The organism is Rossellomorea sp. GAMAL-10_SWC (genome assembly GCF_049568075.1).
Classification (GTDB): domain Bacteria; phylum Bacillota; class Bacilli; order Bacillales; family Bacillaceae_G; genus Gottfriedia.
On record NZ_CP144911.1, the window covers coordinates 1,529,810 to 1,548,530 of the forward strand.

Genomic DNA, 18,721 nt, shown 5'->3' on the forward strand with positions numbered 1-18,721 from the left:
TTGCTTTTGTTGAACAACACGATCGACGTAAAGTCGATTTAGTAAATAAGGTCATTTGTAGAAAAAGAAGGATAGAAAAGCAGATACTACTTCTGCTTTTCTATCCTTCTTTTTCATCTGTAAAATGTGTGACTTAAATAAAAATCCTTATATATAATATTTTTATTCATTTGCTAGACTGTGCTAAAGTTCTTTTACAAAAGTTTTATTAATCCACTTCATAAAAAAAATGTAGCTTAGTTATTACAATTTTTACCATTTATATCATTTATGTAACAAAAAATTAACATTAATGATATTGAATATCATTATCAATTGATTTATTATATTCCTTGGTAATAGAAATTATTATGTTAATTCCTAGGGGGAGAGTTATGTTTATCGATATTTTAAGGCAAAACAAAAATGTCTCTATACTATTGGCTGTGTTACGTGTATATCTTGGATACACGTGGGTTATGGCTGGTTGGGGGAAAGTAGTAAACGGTAAATTTGATGCATCTGGTTTTTTACAGGGTGCACTAGCAAATGCCACTGGAGAGCACCCTGCTGTCCAAGGATGGTGGGTTGCATTGTTGAAAAACTTGATTATTCCTAATATAGAAGTATTCAATGTTTTAGTTTCTTTTGGAGAATTACTGGTCGGGATTGGTTTATTGATTGGATGTTTCACAAAAACAGCTGTTTTTTTCGGTTTGATGATGAATTTTTCTTATATGTTTAGCGGCACGACAAGTACAAATCCGCAAATGGTTTTAATATCCATGTTCATCTTAGTATCTGCAATGAATGCAGGGCGATATGGGGTAGATGGTATGGTTATGCCAACCATTAAAAATAAACTATTAGCACAGAAAACAAAAAAAGTAATAGATGTTGCTTAAGCTTTAATACATATTCTATAAAGATCGCTCACTGATTTGTGAGTGGTCTTTTTTGATATTCCGAGAAAACTATCAACAGCATTCCTATTTGGATTTTACTTTTAGAATAAATTAAGTATCAGTGCAAAGGTGTAGATCTTGAAAATACAATAAAAGTTCAAAATGGTTCTAATAGAAATTTACTCGCTTATTGAACTAAAGCATGCGTTAGTTGCATAAGATTAGGTAGAAATTTTTTCGAAATCTGTGTTCATTTTTTATTTTTAATAAGTATGTAAGTGTAATTTCTTCGAATCCCACTCTGCATAACAAACTTGTATTAACGATAGGTTTGCCTCGGAAAGCAAATTATGTACCCAATTTTCATCTTTATTTAAATCTAAAAGAGCTCGTATTCGAATCTGGCCATCACTTATTATGATTAAAGGAAGGAACTCTTCTTCTAATTTAATTTTTAAATCTTGCTTCGTAGGATTTAAAAAATTTGATTTTTTAAGTACGCTGACGGTACCATCATTTTCTAATATTGCATAGGCTGCTTCATTTACCGAAAAAGTTTTCTTAGCCCTAAGTAATTGGAGAAGTTGATCAATATCTAAGCGATTTCTTTTTAGCTCCTCCCATTGTATATGTCCTTTTTTTATGAGGATAGAAGCATCTCCTTCAAAAACTTTTCTAGCAAGTATCGATTTTTGTGTAATCAATAATGTTACAAAGTTTAAAGCACCCCAAGTAAAGATGGCAAAAAGTATTTTAGGCACAGTTGCTTCTCTATTAAAAATTCCACCAATTAATATATTCCCTAGGACAAGTGAACAAACCAAATAAAATGGGGTAATCATAGTAATTTGCATTTTACCTAATACTTTAATGACAATATAAATAGCAATATACCCAAATATTAATTCAAGAAAAATTTCTTTGTAAATCATATAATATGACTCCTCATTTTTTATTACTTATTAAATTTTCTTACAATCGTATTTATTTTATTCAATTATTTAGTAATCTCAATGTTTCTTAGTTTTTTTATTTGCATTATTTTTTACAACCATTTCAATTTTAATGTTTGTTGAAAATTAAAATACCTTATCCAACTACCATGGGAGTACGATATAAACTTCCATTCACTGTTGTGAATCTGAGGATTCATGGATGGCTTACGCATGCTTTAGTTGAAGAACACGAGCTGCTTATATGCGGCTTTTTTTATTTAACAAAATGGCAGTTTAGTTCAATAGTAAATCAGGGGTTTAAGGGATTAGCACCTAAAATATATGGTTTTAATTTATAGAATAAACCTGCAATAATATACTATAAGCTATTAAATTTAAAATGTAAGATGAAATGAGAATAACTTGAAAGGAGTTACCTCATGAATTTTACATCTTTTGTATTATATTGTTTTATTGTTACTTTTACACCAGGTCCTACTAATATCGTAATATTATCGACAGTGCATAATAATGGGACAAAGAAGGCATTGGAATATTCGTATGGTGCAACGCTTGCTTTTGGTATATTGCTATTAATTTCTGCAATGTTAAACACTTTGCTGATAGGGATTATCCCCAAAATTTTACATCTTATGCAGGTTATAGGAAGTGTTTATATGATCTATCTTGCTGTTCAGATTTATAAAATGGATTCATCCAATTCATCCAATTCATCCAAAAAGCAAACAGGTACCTTTAAGTCAGGCTTTCTTATGCAGTTTTTAAATCCAAAGGTAGTACTGTTTACAATGACAGTTATTCCTAGCTATATATTACCCTATTATGTCGCAATGCCTGCAGTTACAATTAGTGTTATGGTGATCACAATCATCGGATTCTTAGCATTTATTACATGGGTTCTTTTCGGTTCAATCTTCAAGGTGTTTTTACAGAAACACAAAAAGACTGTAAATATCGTGCTGGCTTTATTCTTAGTTTATGCTGCAGTCATGATATGGATGTAAGTAAGCTGTTAAAGAGGTGAGTTCACTGGAGAAATTTATCTATAAAAAATCATCAGGTATTACGGCACTATCAGCAAGTATTACTGATTTTAAGTATAAAAAACACTCTCACAAGGAGTATGCAATAGGTGTTACATTACGTGGTATTCAACAGTATAATCTGGATGGAATTTTACAGTTATCACATCAAAATGGTGTCATGCTTTTTAATCCAGAACAAGCACATGACGGAATGGCACATGATGAGTCTGGCCTTGATTATGTCATGCTATATATCGATCCACAATTGCTATTGGAAGTGAATGAAAACAAGGACTTAGTTCGTTTTTCAAACCCCATAGTGTATGATCGAATTCTTGAACAAAAAATATTAAATCTTTCTAATGGTATTTTAAGTGGTAAGGATGAGGCATTTTGTAGTGAATTATTAGTATCTCTCACAGATCGTCTTATAGGAACTAATCTTTCATCAGCGTATAAGAAAGATAACGCACTAATGAAAAAAGCGAAGAATTTGATTCATACCAATTTGGAAAATGTTCTTAAGCTTGATGAAATATGTAACGAACTTAATTTATCGAAATTCAAGTTTATTAGATTCTTTAAGACTCATACCGGAATATCACCGTATCAATACTTTCTTAACTGTAAGATCGAACGGGCAAAGCAGTTGATCGAAAAAAATAGAGATATTTATTCAGCGGTATCGGAATGTGGCTTTGTAGATTTAACTCATTTAAATAAACATTTCAAGAGAGTATATGGAACAACTGCATATGAGTATATGTCATATTTAGATTAAGGAGAATTTTTGATTGTCCTTGGGGAGTTATTTTAAGTAGGAGTAGTTGTTCTATTAAAATTATGGAATCAGAAAAAGAATTAATAATAAACGAGCTTTAAGAAAACAAGAAAAATATAAAAATCCTGTATCTAAGATTACCAAGTAATCTTAGATACAGGATTTTTTAATAGTTGTTAAATCAACTAACCTACAGCTAATAAAACTTTACGCTGGAGATTTCATTGCTTTCTTTACAATCCGTTTGCTTTTAGATATTCTATTTGTTTTAAAGTAAGTAAACAAGAAACTACCTAGTATAACGATTATGCTCCCAAGTCCTTGAATCCATGTCATTTTTTCATTTAATAAGAAAAACGCTAAAATGGCTGTGAAAATTGGATTGAAGTTTAGGAAAATACCTGCTGAAGTTGCGCCAATTTTTTGGACACCAATATTCCAAAAGAGCATACATAAAACTGTTGAAATAATCCCAGTATATAATATTGAAATAATAAATGAGCCATTCATTTTTACAAGCGTAAAATCTGTCAGATTAAAAGGGAGGATTACAACGAGTCCAAATATCCCTGAGTATAGTGTAGACATCATAGGTGATATATGCCTTGTTGACCATCTACTACAAACCGAATAGATTCCCCATATGCATACGGCAATGACCATCCATAAATCTCCTAAATTTAATTTCATTGAGAATAGTAGATTCATATCTCCTTTTGAAAGCACAAGAATAACGCCAAAGAACGATATAATCATCGAAAATATTTGTAAAAAGTTCAGTCTTTCTTTTAAAAATAAAGATGAAAATAAAGCAATGGAAATTGTATTTAAGGTCGAAATTAACCCAACATTCGTTGCAGATGTCTTTTCTAATGCCATAAATTGAAAAAGATTAAAAAGAACAACACCTGTTACTCCCATCATGATTAATGGAAGAATAGCTTTACGTGGTGGTAAAATCTTTTTTTCTTTCCACCATACTATTGGTAATAATACGATAATTGCTATTCCCCATCTTAGAGTCGTCAAGGTCATTGGAGAAGCATGACCAACAAGGGATTTTCCAACGACAAAATTTCCTCCCCATAAAAAACTTGTTAATAATAACAACAGTATATATAAGATTGGCATATGTAAACCCCCTATTTCACTGTTCTTAAGGTTTAAAAAAGACTTTACACAGTGATTTCTTACTATTTTTTAAATAGTTTAACATAATTGTGTATTTTACCGTAGAATATTTTGTATAATGGTATAAATACGAAATAATATTAATTAAATATATCGTTTTAAAGAATAAAATTCGTTTTATTTGTTGGATTCAGACTGTTTTCCGAATAATTGAAAGGGAGTAGATATTAGTGGAATATCAAGGAAATAAAGTGTTAGATGAAGTAGATGTTAAAATTTTAGATAAGCTACAAAAAGAAAGCCAAATAAGCAATACAGAACTAGCGCGACATGTGAATTTGTCACCACCTGCTACACATGCGAGAGTCAAACGATTGGAAATTGAAGGATACATCGATCGGCAAGTTGCAATCTTAAATCAAGAAAAGCTAGGATTTGACTTACTTTGTTTTATTTTTATCAATACAAATATCCATCAAGCCGATAAATTAGAAGTATTAGAGAAACAATTAAAATCCATGACTCAAGTTTTAGAGTGTCACTTATTAACAGGCGAGTATGACTATCTATTAAAAGTTGCGAACAGAGAACGAAAAGAATTAGAGAGCTTTATTCGGAAGTTAAATCAACTCGGGATTACAAGAATTCAAACAAGTTTAGCTTTAAGAGAAATCAAGAATTCTACTGTTTTGCCTTTATGTGAAAAAGAAGAATAATATTTTTAAAACTTAGACCTTTGGTTTACAATACGGAATCACTTAATAAAAAAGGTTAATGTGTGCCTAAGTTGAATAAAATGAACTGAGGTGAACAAATTAAAAATTATATTATAGCTATATCAATCTTTCTTTTAGGAGTATGTATCGTAATTGGAAGTTGGATGATTTCAAATGGAATGGGAAAAAAAACTACAACGAGTCGTCCTGTACAGCATCAACTGTTAAAAGAGACGGAATTAGTTAATTATTTAGGTTTAAGTAAAGAAGAAATTCAAAAACTAACAGAGTTAGATGATGGAGACGGTAGTTATTCTAGTGAACTTCCTCATATAAAAATAGGATCTGAGTTTTACGATCCTAAATCAGCAATCGATAACTGGTTAATAAATGTGGATTTAATAACGATTCCTTAATTTTTTTAACAATAACATTTGAATAAACGTATTTTTACAAAAGAAGAAGTTATGATTGATTAGCGAAGAAATTTTCAATAATTAAATCTTTTTTATATTTAATGACCATACAATAGTAAAATAGAATAAGCTGCATTAATGCGGCTTTTTCTATTGCATTAAAGTAAAGATACTAATTTAGTTTATTTTTAGCATGAATCTAATGGAAAAAAATAATTTATTTTATACTGCAAATATGAGTAAGGGTGTTTTGTCATTTTTTTGCTTTAGTGTATGTACTCCTAATGGGAGATGATCGTAAGCAAAACAAATGAAAGGGTGTTTGGAATGAAAAAAAAGGCATTCGTGACCATTCCATTTTGTATTGTATTGGCGATCTTAATCGCTACATCGTTTGTGCTCACTTCAACGAAACCATCTGCCCCTTACATACTCAAACCTCAACAATTAGCTGAAACGACAAAGCCAGCGGTTGTTCGAATTGTTGATTATGCGATTGTGAAATGGACGATTACATTAGATGATAAACGAGTAACGAGTGTGTTGAAGAAATGGGATTATAAAACTGAACTGGACGGTTTTGGATCAGGCGCTATCATTAATTCGGACGGCTATATTGTGACAAACGCTCATGTTCTCGTTTATTCTCATCAATTGTCCGATCATGATATAGTTTCTGAGGCATTTTCAATTCTTGTGGATGATGTTGCAACGGAAAATAATTGGACGCACAAATACACAGATGCTTACTTGAAACAGTATACTAGTTACGAAATCTTCCAAAAAGGCGTCGACGTGTACTTACCGACTGTAGATGAACCTATTAGCGCAGTCGTCAAAAAGTATCAACAACCTACCGATCATGGAAAAGATGTGGCCCTTTTAAAAATCGATGGCTCCAACTATCCAACGATCCCCCTTGGAAACAGTGATTCCATTCAAGATCAAGACAATATTTGGGTAATTGGCTACCCAGCTGCGGCAGATTCAGAATTGCTATCCATGCATAGTTATGTTATCCCAACGATGAATAAAGGGCAAATCTCAGCGATCTCAAAAACTACATTAGCAGGTAGCCCGGTCCTTCAAATCAACGCAGCATCTACTCATGGGAATAGTGGAGGACCGATCATCAACAACAAAGGACAATTGATTGGCTTACTCACCTTCCGAGGAGATACAGTGAATGATCAAGAAGTACAAGGATTTCATTTTGCTGTACCTGTGAACACGTTGAAAAAAGTTGTCTATAAATCGGAAGTACATGACACAAAAAGCCAAACTGATAAATTGTTCAAAGAAGGGTTAACTTTCTACTGGGCCGGCTATTACAAAGATGCACTGTCAAAATTCGAAGCAGTCCAACAAATCTATCCGAATCATCCAGAAGTAGAACGATATATTCATGAATCGAAACAAAAAATGAGTTCAAGCAAAACACTTTGGGCAAATCATAAAACGAGTTTTTTCATTCAAGATATTGTCGCATGTATACTAATTCTCATTCTCCTTCTTTACACGTTCACGTATAACAGCAATTCAAAATCAAATACCAAAACCAATCCACCATCAACCGATAATGAATCCGGTTAAACTTTAGTATGATCCTGCCCTTAACCAGCAAAGGAAACATCATAAATAATGAAATATTTATTAAATATAGTGCTTCATAATGCACAAAACGGCTCCATTTTGCTGATCGTAGGTTGCAATTGGAACTAATAAGTGGGATAAAAAATCCTACCCAAGCCAATTGTAGAGCTACAAACAAAAGGAGCCGTATAAATGAAGGATGGTCAATAATTTATTAGTTTAAACATTTCAAAAGTTTTTTTGTTGTTAGATTTACCTAGAAAAAGTAGTTTTAAAAAATGTCATTTCAAAATATGTATCTTAAATATAAATTCTAGTAAATATGAATATGGATAAAAAGTAACATAAAAATTTTAAACAACATTTAATATTGAATATTCAGAATTTTTCTTGTATTATTTAATTAACAAACATACCGACTGGTTAGTATCTAACGTTTGTTTAAAATGAAGCGAAAGTTTAGAGCAAAAATAGGGGCTTTATGAAATAAATACTAATTTTAGGAGGATTTGAAATGCACGTAAAAGAGTTATTTGATTTAACTGGTAAAGTAGCAATTGTAACTGGTGGTGGGCGAGGTCTAGGTGAACAAATCGCGAAAGGATTTGCTGAAGCAGGTGCGAATGTAGTACTTTGCTCTCGAAATGTAGAAGCATGCCAGGAAATTAGTGAAGAATTGAAAAGTTTAGGTGTAGAATCTTTCGCATTGAAGTGTGATGTATCAAACAAAGAGGATGTGCAAAGAGTAGTTGACGAAACGAAGGGAAAATTTGGCCGAGTTGATATTTTAGTAAACAATAGTGGTGCTTCTTGGGGGGCACCAGCTGAAGAAATGCCATTAGAGGCATGGAATAAAGTAATGAATGTTAATGTAACCGGTACGTTTTTAATGTCTCAAGCAGTAGGGAAAATCATGTTAGCACAAAAATCCGGAAAAATTATTAATATTGCTTCGATTGCTGGCTTAGTGGGAACGAATCCAAACGTAATGAATGCTGTTGGTTATAGTGCAAGTAAAGGTGCAGTGATCAGTTTTACAAAAGATTTAGCTGCGAAATGGGGTCCAAGTGGCATTTATGTAAATGCAATAGCTCCTGGATTTTTCCCGACAAAAATGTCTAAAGATGTTATTTCCCACGGAACAGATGAAATATTAGAATCAATACCACTTAAGAAATTTGGAAATGAAGACGAGTTAAAAGGTGCGGCTTTATTTTTAGCAGCGCCAGCTTCGAATTATGTGACTGGGTCTGTTCTAGTTGTTGATGGTGGAACATCAATCGTTTAATGTTTGAAACATCATAATCAAAAAGGAGTTTTGTAAATGGGCAAACTTCATCTTTTGATGAAAAAAGAAGAAATTGATGATCAAAAACTTAACGATGAAAAGATAGTAGTCGTTTTTGATGTATTGCTTGCTACTTCAACCATTACAGCGGCATTAGCCTTTGGTGCTAAAGAGGTCATACCTGTTATGAATGGACAAGAGGCAGTTCTTTTCACAAATAAAAATTTGGACAAAGAATATCTATTAATAGGGGAATATGAAGGGAATACAATTGAAGGTTTTCTATCTCCTAATCCATTAACATTAAAGAAAATTGTTACTGATCAGTCAATCGTTTTATCAACAACGAATGGAACAGTGGCGTTAAAAAATTCCCAAAATGCAAAGAGAGTGTACGCGGCATCGATTATGAATGCAAATGCAGTTGCAAATCACTTAAGACAATCCTACAAAGATGAGTCTGTTATTTTAGTATGTTCGGGGTCGTCAGGACAATTTAATATGGAAGACTTTTATGGAGCAGGTTATTTTATTGATTGCTTAGTAAATGAATCATGTCCTTTCGATTTAACCGATGCAGCTAAGTCTGCCCATTATTTTTACTTAGGTTTGAAAGAAAAATGTAATGAGATTTTAGCGAAATCGAATGTTGGTAAAATGTTATTTCGCTATGGATTTGAAGAGGAATTAAAATTTGTCTCTAGTAAAAGTATTTTTAATGTTGTACCGATATTTGCAGATGGTAAAAGCGTTATTAATGTCAACTTTTCAAAGGAAACTATTTAAATATTGTTCTATTAAACGCTGTAATATGTTAGGCAAACACTAGTTGTGAAAGGGATGATTGAATGGATTTTTTATATTCGCAAAAAAGTAAGGAGCTTCAATTAAAATTAACAAAATTTATGGAAACTTATGTTTATCCTAATGAGCGAATATATGAGCAACAGTTAAATGCTCAAGAAACTCGGTGGAGTGATGTACCCCCGATTATGGAAGAATTAAAACAAAAAGCAAAACAAGCAGGATTATGGAATTTATTTTTACCTGAAAGTGACCTAGGAGCAGGATTAACGAATTTAGAATACGCTCCATTATGCGAAATTATGGGGCGATCAATGATTGGACCGGAAGTGTTTAATTGTAGTGCACCAGATACAGGAAATATGGAAGTTTTAGAAAGATATGGTACGAAAGAGCAAAAGGAAAAATGGTTAGTACCACTTTTAAATGGTGAAATTCGCTCTTGCTTTTCAATGACCGAGCCTGAGGTCGCTTCTTCTGATGCAACAAATATTGAAGCGAGTATCAAAAAAGAAGGCGATTATTATATTATCAATGGTCGAAAATGGTGGTCATCAGGAGCGGGGGATCCTAGATGTAAAATTGCAATATTTATGGGCAAAACGAACCCGCATGCACCTAAGTATGAACAGCAATCTATGATTCTAGTCCCGTTAAATACACCAGGTGTAAAAATCGAAAGGATATTACCAGTATTCGGTTATGATCATGCACCACATGGACATGCAGAAATTACGTTTACAAATGTAAAAGTTCCTGAAAGCAATATTTTATGGGGAGAAGGGAAAGGATTTGCGATTGCACAAGGTAGACTTGGTCCAGGTCGCATCCACCATTGTATGAGATTAATTGGTGCTGCCGAACGTGCACTCGAAGAAATGTGTAAGCGTGTTCAAAATCGAGTAACATTTGGTAAGCCAATTGCAAATCAAGGCGTTATTCAAGAGTGGATTGCTAATTCAAGAATCGAAATTGAGCAAGCTAGATTACTAACCTTAAAGGCCGCATATATGATGGACACTGTTGGTAATAAAGAGGCGAAAGCAGAAATTGCAATGATAAAAGTCGTCGCACCTTCAATGGCTTTACGAGTAATTGACCGCGCTATTCAAGCCTTTGGAGCTGCAGGTGTGTCTGATGATTATACGTTAGCTGCTCAATGGGCAAATGCGAGAACGTTAAGATTAGCTGATGGACCAGATGAAGTACATCGAGCGCAGTTAGCAAGATTAGAATTAAAAAAACATACTACTGAAAAAAACTTCTCTACAATAAAAAGTTAATTCAAAATAAATTACAAGATTAAGAGAGGATCAATATGAGATTAAAAGATAAAGTCGCAGTTATTACAGGCGGAGGTAGTGGAATCGGGCGTGCTACTGCTATCCGCTTCGCAAAAGAGGGAGCAAAAATTGTTATAGCAGACATAAATGAAGTTACTGGCGAAGAAACGCTAGGTGAAATAAAAGAACAAAATCAAGAAGCTATTTTCGTTAAAACGAATGTAGCCGAAAGCAAAAGCATTCAAAATTTAATGAAGAGAGCCGTTGAACATTTTGGTAGAATTGATATTTTGTTTAACAATGCTGGAATAGGAAACTCCGAAGTAAGAAGTGTAGACTTAGCAGAAGACGAATGGGACCAAGTAATCGATATTAATCTAAAAAGTGTATTTTTAGGCATTAAATATGCAATTCCTGAGTTGAAAAAATCAGGCAATGGTGTGATTATCAATACAGCTAGTTTACTAGGCTTAAAAGGAAGGAAATATGTAAGTGCTTACAATGCTTCGAAAGGAGGAGTGGTTTTATTAACGCAAAATGCAGCATTAGAATACGGAAAATATAATATTCGAGTAAATGCCATTGCTCCAGGAATAATTGATACAAATATTATAAAGGAATGGAAAAATGATGAAAGAAAGTGGCCGATTTTATCCCGTGCAAATGCTCTTGGTAGAATAGGGACTCCAGATGAAATCGCATCAGCTGCACTATTTTTAGCATCTGATGAAGCATCATTCGTGACTGGAGCAACGTTATCAGTTGATGGTGGAGGATTAATATTCTAATCTATTAGGTTTGAAAAGTTGTTTAAAATAATATTCATGATCAGAAATGGAGAGTTATGTATGTCAACAAATAAAGTATGGTTAGCTCACTATCCTGAATATATTGCAAAAGAACTATCAATTCCGACAAAGTCAATTCCAGAAATGTTTAACGAAGTTGCCGAAAACTACCCTAATCATTCTTGTCTATCATTTTATGGTAAAAAAGATACGTATAAAGAAGTACAATCGGCAGTAAAGAGATTTGCTTCTGCTTTACAAAAAGATGGCATTCAAAAAGGTGACCGAATAGCAATCATGCTTCCAAATTGTCCACAATATGTTATTTCATATTATGGAATTCTAACTGTAGGTGGTATTGTAACCCAAATAAATCCAATGTCTGTTGAAAGGGAACTAAAGGAAGTATTAAATGACTCAGGAACTGAAACGATTGTTGTATTAAATAGTTTGTACCCAAAAGTCAAACCGTTAATTGAAGAAACGAACCTACGGAAAATTATAGTAGTAAATTTAACTGGTACAGAAGAGAATGATGAAGAAGCAATATCATTTGGAAGTTTTTTGCAAAGAGGAAATCAAGAATTGAAACCTGTTTCGATTGATTCTCATGAAGATGTTGCAATTCTTCAATACACAGGTGGTACAACTGGACGTTCTAAAGGAGTAATGCTAACCCACCGAAATCTATATGCAAATATAATGCAGCAAAGTGAATTTTTTAAAGGCGCATTTGATCCAGGTTGTGAGCGGATCTTATCGATCATACCGTTTTTTCATGTTTATGGAATGACAGTCTGTATTAATTTAAGTGTTTTTATGGCAAACGAAATGATCATCCTACCACGTTTTGAAATTGAAGAAGTTTTAAATACGATAAAAAATGAACAACCTACACTATTTCCAGGTGTGCCTACAATGTATATTGCCTTAATAAATCATCCTGAGTCTGAAAAATATGGGATTGATGCAATTAAGCTTTGCAATAGTGGTAGTGCACCGATGCCAGTAGAACTCATGAAGCAATTTGAAAAAAAGACAGGTGCTACTATTTTAGAAGGCTATGGATTATCTGAAGCATCCCCAACTACTCATAGTAATCCTGCATTTGCTAAAAGAAAGCCTGGCACCGTGGGCATCCCTTATCCATCTACTGATTCAAAAATCGTTGACATAGCTAGCGGATTAGAAGAAGTTCCAGTAGGTGAAATTGGTGAATTAATTATTAAAGGACCTCAAGTAATGAAAGGCTATTGGAATTTGCCAGAAGAAACGGCAAATACAATTAGAGATGGTTGGTTATATACCGGTGATATCGCGAGCGTTGATGAAGATGGATACGTCTCAATTTTAGATCGAAAAAAGGATATGATTATAGCAAGTGGCTTTAACGTGTATCCTCGTGAAATCGAAGAAGTAATTTATGAGCATCCCTACGTTAAAGAGGCTGTTGTAATAGGTGTACCCGACTCCTATAGAGGTGAAACAGTTAAAGCAGTGATTGTCCTTAAAAAAGATAAACATCTTCCCATTGAAGAAATGAAGGAATACTGCAAAAATCATTTAGCGACATATAAAGTTCCACGAATAATCGAATTCCGAAACGAACTTCCTAAAACGAATGTTGGCAAAATATTAAGAAGAGCTATTAGAGAAGAAGATAGCTCTATCTATCAATGATAATGGAAGATAGGGTATTGTTAATATTCTTTAATACTGCAACTACCCAAGCTTAAAAGTGAGCATCCTGCAGTGGAAATCAACCACACTTACTTATTTATCAACATATAAAAATTAGATTATGATAAAACCTTCCTTGTACTATGATATAATTCTATTGAATTTTTAAGATTGCGAGGACATCTAATGAAACAAAAAATAAAGGAACACTCTATACAGCTATTTGATAAAAAAGGATTTACGAGTACATCCATTCAAGATATCGTCGAATCGATCGGAGTGACAAAAGGAACTTTTTATTACTATTATACAAGCAAAGAACAGCTTCTTATGGAAATTCACCTTCAATTTATTGATGAAGTATTAAATGAGCAGGAAGAAGTTATTAATGACTCAAAGAAAAGCTTTTCAGATAAGCTATTTGAAGTCATTTATTTAAGCTTAATGGATATTAAAAAGCAAGGTCCAAGTGCAAAAGTATTTTATCGTGAAATGAGACATTTAAATCCTGAAAGTTTAACAGAAATTAAAGCAAAAAGAGATTTATACAGATTTAATATTGAGAAACTTCTTAATGAAGGAATTAAAAATGGTGATTTAAGATCAGATTTAGACGTACCAATTGTTTCATTCGGTATTTTGGGTGTTATGAACTGGAGTTATGAATGGTATAACGCAGAAGGACAAAAAAATGCATTTGAAATAGCGAAGTCATTCCAAGAAATGATCTTAAAAGGGATTAAAGTAAGGGAGTAATCTATTGTCTCCTTCTCCTTTACATACCGACCAGTTAGTATTGATAAATACGAAATAATTGATAAAGGTAGGTTGTTTTATGGAAAAATTCACCGTTACACCCAGATTTTGTGAAACCGATGCATTAGGTCATATTAACAATACTAGTTACTTTATTTATTTAGAAGAAGCGCGAATTAAATTCTTCCAATCGCTTGGCTATTCAATGAATCTAGATGATTGGAAATTTATTCTAGCGTCTACAAAATGTGATTTTGTGAATCAAGGTCACTTTAATCAAAAATTATCAGTATCGACCTATATTTCAAAAATAGGAAACAAAAGCTTTCATCTAGAACATGAAATTTGTTGTGAAGAGACAAATCAGATGATTGCCACAGGTAATGCAATCATCGTATTTTTTAATTTTAAAGAACAGCGTAGTGAAGTACTTCCTGAGTTATTTAGAGAACAGCTAGAAAGGCATTTAGTTGTAAAATAAACTGAATTTTCTAAAGATAAGGAGGGGGAACATGGCTGAAAAGGTAGAAATAGAAACGATTCAAGTTCGCAAAGGTGAAGAGTTAAATCCTCAAGTTTTACATAAATTTTTAGCAAAAAATATTGATGATCTTCCAGATGGAGAATTAGCGATTCGTCAGTTCTCAGCAGGGCACTCAAATTTAACCTATTTACTAAAAATTGGGGAATGGGAAGTTGTGTTAAGACGTCCGCCACTTGGCCCAGTTGCTCCAAAAGCACACGATATGAAAAGAGAATTTCGTATTTTATCAGAAATACATCCACACTTTTCGGCTGCACCTAAGCCGATTTTATATTCTGAAAATGAAGAAATTGTAGGTAGTCCATTTTTCATTATGGAAAGAAAAAATGGTGAAGTATTTGACTCATCATTTCCACCACATTTAAACGTAACAATTGAAGATCGTAAAAGATTATCTACTGTAATGGTAAATAAGTTGGTTGAGTTACACTCCATTGATTATACAAAAACAAAACTCCTAGAAATAACGAAACCTGAGAATTTTATGGAAAGACAGGTTAACGGCTGGATTGGACGTTATAACAGGGCAAAGACTAGTGAAATTGCCGAGGTTGATCGACTAATGAGTTGGTTAATCAATAATGTACCAAAAAATCATCACTCATCAATTATTCATTATGATTTTAAATTAAATAATTCCATGTTTAGTCACGATTTAAAAGAAATGATCGGACTGTTTGATTGGGAAATGGCAACAATTGGTGATCCATTAGCTGATTTAGGTGTCGCTTTATGCTATTGGATTCAAAATGATGATCCAGATTTATTAAAATTTGGATTAGGTAAACCACCTGTTACGATTCAAGAGGGATTTATTACAAGAAATCAATTTATTGAGGCATATGCAAAAAAAAGTGGCAGAGATTTATCAAACATTCATTACTACATGGCTTTTGCTTATTTTAAATTAGCAGTAATTGTTCAACAAATTTTCTATCGATTTAAAGCAGGTCAAACAAGTGATCAGCGTTTTGCAAAGTTTGATCAATTCGCAGAAAATCTGATTAGGATTGCTAATGATCTAGCAGTTAAATAGATTCATATAAAAGGAGTGAAATAAATGAGTAATCAACATTTATTAGTAGAAGTTAAAGAGCGGATATTAACTTTAACGCTAAATAGACCAGAAAGTCTAAATTCTTTTAGTTATGAAATGTTAAATGGTATTACTGAAGCGCTTAATGAAGCAAAACTGAATCCAGAAATAAAAGCAATTGTACTAAATGGTGCAGGTCGTTCATTTTCAGCAGGTGGAGATGTTAAAACGATGGGAAACGTCACGCCAAATGCAGTATATGAGCATATAGGAATCCTAAATACTGTTATTAAAACGATTCTTGAAATCGAAAAGCCTGTAATTGCTTCAGTACATGGTTTTGCAGCTGGTGCTGGTTTTAACTTGGCTTTAGCTTGTGATTTAATCATCGCAACAGACGATAGTAAATTTGCATTAAGCTTCTCTCAAGTGGGATTAATCTCAGATGGAGGGGGTTCTTATTTCCTACCAAGGTTAATCGGTCCATATTTAGCAAAACAGTTTTTCTTTACTGCAGAGCCAGTTCCTGCTGAAAGAATGTATCAACTAGGTATGATTAACAAACTCGTACCACCTGAAAACTTAGTTGAAGAAACAGTAAAATTTGCAAATATTATAGCCGCAGGTCCTGGAAAAGCAAATGGTATGATGAAAAAATTAATTAATCAATCTTTTACATCAACTTTAGATGAAATGCTAGAACTTGAAAGAATTACTCAGCCATTAATGGTAGCAACTGAAGACCATCAAGAAGGCGTTGCTGCATTTAAAGAAAAAAGAAAAGCGATTTTTACTAGTAAATAAAAAACTGAAAGGAAGTTTACAATGCAATCAATTCAATTTAAACAATTTGGTGGTCCTGAGGTATTAGAAAAGGTCGAACTTGAAAGACCAGTACCAAAGGGGAAAGAAGTATTAATTGAAGTGCATGCAGCAGGTGTCAATTATGCTGATACTGCGCGAAGGGAAAATCAATATGTAGTCAAAACTACTTTGCCGTATGTACCTGGTGCTGAAGTTGCTGGAGTCGTAGTGGAAATTGGTGACGAGGTTACTTCAGTAAAAATTGGTGATCGAGTTGTTTCCATGTTGGAATGTGGTGGATACTCAGACTTTGCTTTGACAGATGAGCGGTCAATTATTCCTTTACCGAACGAGATGGATTTTAAAATAGCCGCTGCATTACCTGTCCAAGGATTAAGTGCTTACCATATCTTAAAAACGATGGGTATGTTAGAACCAGGAGAAACCGTTTTAGTTCATGCGGCAGCTGGTGGTCTAGGTACGTTAGCAGTACAATTAGCGAAGCTTTTTGGAGCCGGCAAAGTAATCGCAACAGCAAGTACAGACGAAAAATTACAGCTAGCAAAAGAAATGGGCGCAGATGTATTAATCAATTATACAGAAGAAGGCTGGGAACAAAAAGTACTTGAAGCTACAAATGGAAATGGTGTAGATGTTGCCTTAGAGATGGCAGGTGGCGATGTTTTTTATAAAACGTTAGAATGTTTAGCTTATTTCGGAAGATTAGTTATTTATGGTGTAGCAAGTGGCCAGCAAAGTAAATTTTACCCATCTTCATTAATGGCAAAAAATCAATCAGTAATTGGGTTTTTCCTACCACCTCTTTTGAGAAAAAAGGCATTAATTAAACAAAGCTTAGAAGAATTATTTACTTATTTAGCTGAAGGGAAATTAAAAATCACGATTGGAGAAGTATTTCCATTAAGTGAAGCATCAAATGTCCATACGATCTTGCAATCAAGAAAAACTGTTGGAAAAGTGATTTTAGAGCCGAGAAAATAATGAATTTTTGATATGAAAACTTTGATCAGATGAAACGGGGGAAATTTAAATGCATTTACGCCTGACTGACGAACAAAAAATGATTCAAAAAACAATTCGAAAATTTGTTGAAAAAGAATTAATTCCTTTAGAAAATGAAGTACTTAGAAATGAGCGTGAAGGAAGACCAAGCTTAGATCCCGAAATTGAAAAGGAACTTCAATTAAAAGCCAAAAAAGCTGGTTTCTGGGGAATTAATACACCTACTGAACATGGCGGTGCTGATTTAGGCCAAATGATGTTAGCAATAATTTATATGGAAATTTCAAAAACATTCGTTCCTTTTAAATTTGGTGGTTATGCGGATAATATTTTATTTTATTGTAACGAAGAACAGAAAAAGAAATATCTTATTCCTACAATCACTGGTGAGAAAAAATCATGCTTTGCAATGACGGAGCCTAATGCGGGCTCTGATACTCAAAACATTAAAATGACCGCTGTAAAGGATGGGAATGATTGGGTATTAAACGGTGAGAAAACATTTATTACAGGCGGAAATGAAGCAGATTTTGTAATGGTCATTGCAATTACGGATAAAGAAAGACATCAAAAAACTGGTGGAAGAGATGGTGTAACTTGTTTTATAGTCGACCGAGAAATGGGTTGGAAATCTGAATTTATCCATACAATGGGCGAATGGGGACCAGCTGGTTTAGTATTTGATAATGTCCGTGTGCCTGAAGAAAATATTCTAGGTGAATTAAATGGTGGCTATAATTTAGGACTTGAATGGATCGGATTTGCAAGATGGATTGTAGGTGCCACAGCAGTTGGAGCAGCTGAACGGTTATTACAAATGGCCATTGATTATTCAAAAGAAAGGGAAACATTTGGAAAGCCAATTGCCGAACGACAAGCTATACAGTGGCAAATAGCGGATTCTGCTGTTGAAATAGAAGCAGCCAAATGGCTCGTGTTAAATGCAGCATATACACTCGATCAAGGAGAAGACAATAGACATTTAGCATCAATGGCGAAACTTTATGGTTCGAATATGGGAAATCGAGTTGTTGACCGTGTACTTCAAATTCATGGTGGAATCGGATATACGAAAGAACTTCCGATTGAAAGATGGTACCGTGAAGCAAGATTATGGAGAATATACGACGGTACTGATGAAATTCAACGCTTAATCATTTCACGTAATTTACTAAAAGGACATGTTAAATTAGGACAATACGTTTAAAAGATG

At 33.4% G+C, this 18,721-nt stretch carries 19 protein-coding genes; 17 read left to right on the forward strand and 2 right to left on the reverse strand.

Annotation, left to right across the window (positions count from 1 at the left end):
- Positions 1-374: 374 nt before the first annotated feature.
- Positions 375-884 carry a DoxX family protein gene (locus V5E38_RS07410; protein WP_499212741.1) on the forward strand — a complete coding sequence of 170 codons (510 nt, stop codon included), beginning with the start codon at positions 375-377 and terminating at the stop codon, positions 882-884.
- A 263-nt stretch (positions 885-1,147) separates the two neighbouring features.
- Here V5E38_RS07410 and V5E38_RS07415 read toward each other — a convergent pair whose 3' ends face one another.
- Positions 1,148-1,816 (reverse strand): DUF421 domain-containing protein, encoded by a 669-nt coding sequence (locus V5E38_RS07415; protein WP_499212742.1) that lies wholly within the window; start codon positions 1,814-1,816, stop codon positions 1,148-1,150.
- A gap of 443 nt (positions 1,817-2,259) precedes the next feature.
- On the opposite strand from V5E38_RS07415, the gene V5E38_RS07420 reads away from it, so the two are divergent.
- Together V5E38_RS07420 and V5E38_RS07425 are read left to right on the forward strand one after the other, a co-directional pair.
- Positions 2,260-2,844 (forward strand): LysE family translocator, encoded by a 585-nt coding sequence (locus V5E38_RS07420; RefSeq protein WP_499212743.1) that lies wholly within the window; start codon positions 2,260-2,262, stop codon positions 2,842-2,844.
- 25 nt (positions 2,845-2,869) lie between these two features.
- Positions 2,870-3,646 carry an AraC family transcriptional regulator gene (locus tag V5E38_RS07425; protein WP_499213535.1) on the forward strand — a complete coding sequence of 259 codons (777 nt, stop codon included), beginning with the start codon at positions 2,870-2,872 and terminating at the stop codon, positions 3,644-3,646.
- A 207-nt stretch (positions 3,647-3,853) separates the two neighbouring features.
- Here the strand turns inward: V5E38_RS07425 and V5E38_RS07430 are convergent, their stop codons facing one another.
- The gene (locus tag V5E38_RS07430; protein ID WP_499212744.1) at positions 3,854-4,777 is read right to left on the reverse strand and encodes a DMT family transporter; all 924 of its coding nucleotides are present in this window, start codon (positions 4,775-4,777) and stop codon (positions 3,854-3,856) included.
- A gap of 230 nt (positions 4,778-5,007) precedes the next feature.
- Between V5E38_RS07430 and V5E38_RS07435 the strand changes: the two genes are divergently transcribed.
- The 14 genes from V5E38_RS07435 (at position 5,008) to V5E38_RS07500 (ending at position 18,715) form a co-directional block, all read left to right on the forward strand.
- Positions 5,008-5,493, forward strand: coding sequence for an Lrp/AsnC family transcriptional regulator (locus V5E38_RS07435; RefSeq protein WP_499212745.1), 486 nt, complete (start codon positions 5,008-5,010; stop codon positions 5,491-5,493).
- A 179-nt stretch (positions 5,494-5,672) separates the two neighbouring features.
- Positions 5,673-5,909: a helix-turn-helix domain-containing protein gene (locus V5E38_RS07440; protein ID WP_499212746.1), complete on the forward strand. Its 237-nt coding sequence runs from the start codon at positions 5,673-5,675 to the stop codon at positions 5,907-5,909.
- A 327-nt stretch (positions 5,910-6,236) separates the two neighbouring features.
- The gene (locus V5E38_RS07445; RefSeq protein ID WP_499212747.1) at positions 6,237-7,502 is read left to right on the forward strand and encodes a S1C family serine protease; all 1,266 of its coding nucleotides are present in this window, start codon (positions 6,237-6,239) and stop codon (positions 7,500-7,502) included.
- 514 nt (positions 7,503-8,016) lie between these two features.
- On the forward strand, positions 8,017-8,790 hold the full coding sequence (locus V5E38_RS07450; RefSeq protein WP_499212748.1) for an SDR family oxidoreductase: 774 nt from the start codon (positions 8,017-8,019) through the stop codon (positions 8,788-8,790).
- Positions 8,791-8,826: 36 nt separating this feature from the next.
- Complete coding sequence (locus V5E38_RS07455) at positions 8,827-9,576, forward strand: 2-phosphosulfolactate phosphatase (protein WP_499212749.1); 750 nt, start codon at positions 8,827-8,829, stop codon at positions 9,574-9,576.
- A 62-nt stretch (positions 9,577-9,638) separates the two neighbouring features.
- Positions 9,639-10,877: an acyl-CoA dehydrogenase family protein gene (locus V5E38_RS07460; protein WP_499212750.1), complete on the forward strand. Its 1,239-nt coding sequence runs from the start codon at positions 9,639-9,641 to the stop codon at positions 10,875-10,877.
- Positions 10,878-10,912: 35 nt separating this feature from the next.
- Entirely contained in the window at positions 10,913-11,665 is a 753-nt protein-coding gene (locus V5E38_RS07465) for an SDR family NAD(P)-dependent oxidoreductase (protein ID WP_499212751.1), read from the forward strand.
- Between the two features lie 60 nt (positions 11,666-11,725).
- On the forward strand, positions 11,726-13,345 hold the full coding sequence (locus tag V5E38_RS07470; protein WP_499212752.1) for a long-chain-fatty-acid--CoA ligase: 1,620 nt from the start codon (positions 11,726-11,728) through the stop codon (positions 13,343-13,345).
- A gap of 186 nt (positions 13,346-13,531) precedes the next feature.
- Entirely contained in the window at positions 13,532-14,101 is a 570-nt protein-coding gene (locus tag V5E38_RS07475; protein WP_499212753.1) for a TetR-type transcription factor C-terminal domain-containing protein, read from the forward strand.
- A 79-nt stretch (positions 14,102-14,180) separates the two neighbouring features.
- Positions 14,181-14,582: an acyl-CoA thioesterase gene (locus tag V5E38_RS07480; protein ID WP_499212754.1), complete on the forward strand. Its 402-nt coding sequence runs from the start codon at positions 14,181-14,183 to the stop codon at positions 14,580-14,582.
- A 31-nt stretch (positions 14,583-14,613) separates the two neighbouring features.
- Positions 14,614-15,681 carry a phosphotransferase family protein gene (locus V5E38_RS07485; RefSeq protein WP_097977758.1) on the forward strand — a complete coding sequence of 356 codons (1,068 nt, stop codon included), beginning with the start codon at positions 14,614-14,616 and terminating at the stop codon, positions 15,679-15,681.
- Positions 15,682-15,705: 24 nt separating this feature from the next.
- Positions 15,706-16,485, forward strand: a complete 780-nt coding sequence (locus V5E38_RS07490) for an enoyl-CoA hydratase/isomerase family protein (protein WP_499212755.1) — start codon at positions 15,706-15,708, stop codon at positions 16,483-16,485.
- 21 nt (positions 16,486-16,506) lie between these two features.
- Complete coding sequence (locus V5E38_RS07495; protein ID WP_499212756.1) at positions 16,507-17,487, forward strand: quinone oxidoreductase family protein; 981 nt, start codon at positions 16,507-16,509, stop codon at positions 17,485-17,487.
- 49 nt (positions 17,488-17,536) lie between these two features.
- Positions 17,537-18,715, forward strand: coding sequence for an acyl-CoA dehydrogenase family protein (locus V5E38_RS07500; protein WP_499212757.1), 1,179 nt, complete (start codon positions 17,537-17,539; stop codon positions 18,713-18,715).
- Positions 18,716-18,721 lie beyond the last annotated feature (6 nt).

Bases quoted from the DNA above. Each gene is read 5' to 3' on its own strand.
- V5E38_RS07455 (WP_499212749.1), top strand. From the start codon at position 8,827: ATGGGCAAACTTCATCTTTTGATGAAAAAAGAAGAAATTGATGATCAA.
- V5E38_RS07465 (WP_499212751.1), top strand. From the start codon at position 10,913: ATGAGATTAAAAGATAAAGTCGCAGTTATTACAGGCGGAGGTAGTGGA.
- V5E38_RS07475 (WP_499212753.1), top strand. From the start codon at position 13,532: ATGAAACAAAAAATAAAGGAACACTCTATACAGCTATTTGATAAAAAA.
- V5E38_RS07410 (WP_499212741.1), top strand. From the start codon at position 375: ATGTTTATCGATATTTTAAGGCAAAACAAAAATGTCTCTATACTATTG.
- V5E38_RS07490 (WP_499212755.1), top strand. From the start codon at position 15,706: ATGAGTAATCAACATTTATTAGTAGAAGTTAAAGAGCGGATATTAACT.
- V5E38_RS07470 (WP_499212752.1), top strand. From the start codon at position 11,726: ATGTCAACAAATAAAGTATGGTTAGCTCACTATCCTGAATATATTGCA.
- V5E38_RS07500 (WP_499212757.1), top strand. From the start codon at position 17,537: ATGCATTTACGCCTGACTGACGAACAAAAAATGATTCAAAAAACAATT.
- V5E38_RS07485 (WP_097977758.1), top strand. From the start codon at position 14,614: ATGGCTGAAAAGGTAGAAATAGAAACGATTCAAGTTCGCAAAGGTGAA.
- V5E38_RS07450 (WP_499212748.1), top strand. From the start codon at position 8,017: ATGCACGTAAAAGAGTTATTTGATTTAACTGGTAAAGTAGCAATTGTA.
- V5E38_RS07480 (WP_499212754.1), top strand. From the start codon at position 14,181: ATGGAAAAATTCACCGTTACACCCAGATTTTGTGAAACCGATGCATTA.
- V5E38_RS07460 (WP_499212750.1), top strand. From the start codon at position 9,639: ATGGATTTTTTATATTCGCAAAAAAGTAAGGAGCTTCAATTAAAATTA.
- V5E38_RS07440 (WP_499212746.1), top strand. From the start codon at position 5,673: ATGGGAAAAAAAACTACAACGAGTCGTCCTGTACAGCATCAACTGTTA.
- V5E38_RS07415 (WP_499212742.1), bottom strand. From the start codon at position 1,816: ATGATTTACAAAGAAATTTTTCTTGAATTAATATTTGGGTATATTGCT.
- V5E38_RS07430 (WP_499212744.1), bottom strand. From the start codon at position 4,777: ATGCCAATCTTATATATACTGTTGTTATTATTAACAAGTTTTTTATGG.
- V5E38_RS07495 (WP_499212756.1), top strand. From the start codon at position 16,507: ATGCAATCAATTCAATTTAAACAATTTGGTGGTCCTGAGGTATTAGAA.
- V5E38_RS07420 (WP_499212743.1), top strand. From the start codon at position 2,260: ATGAATTTTACATCTTTTGTATTATATTGTTTTATTGTTACTTTTACA.
- V5E38_RS07445 (WP_499212747.1), top strand. From the start codon at position 6,237: ATGAAAAAAAAGGCATTCGTGACCATTCCATTTTGTATTGTATTGGCG.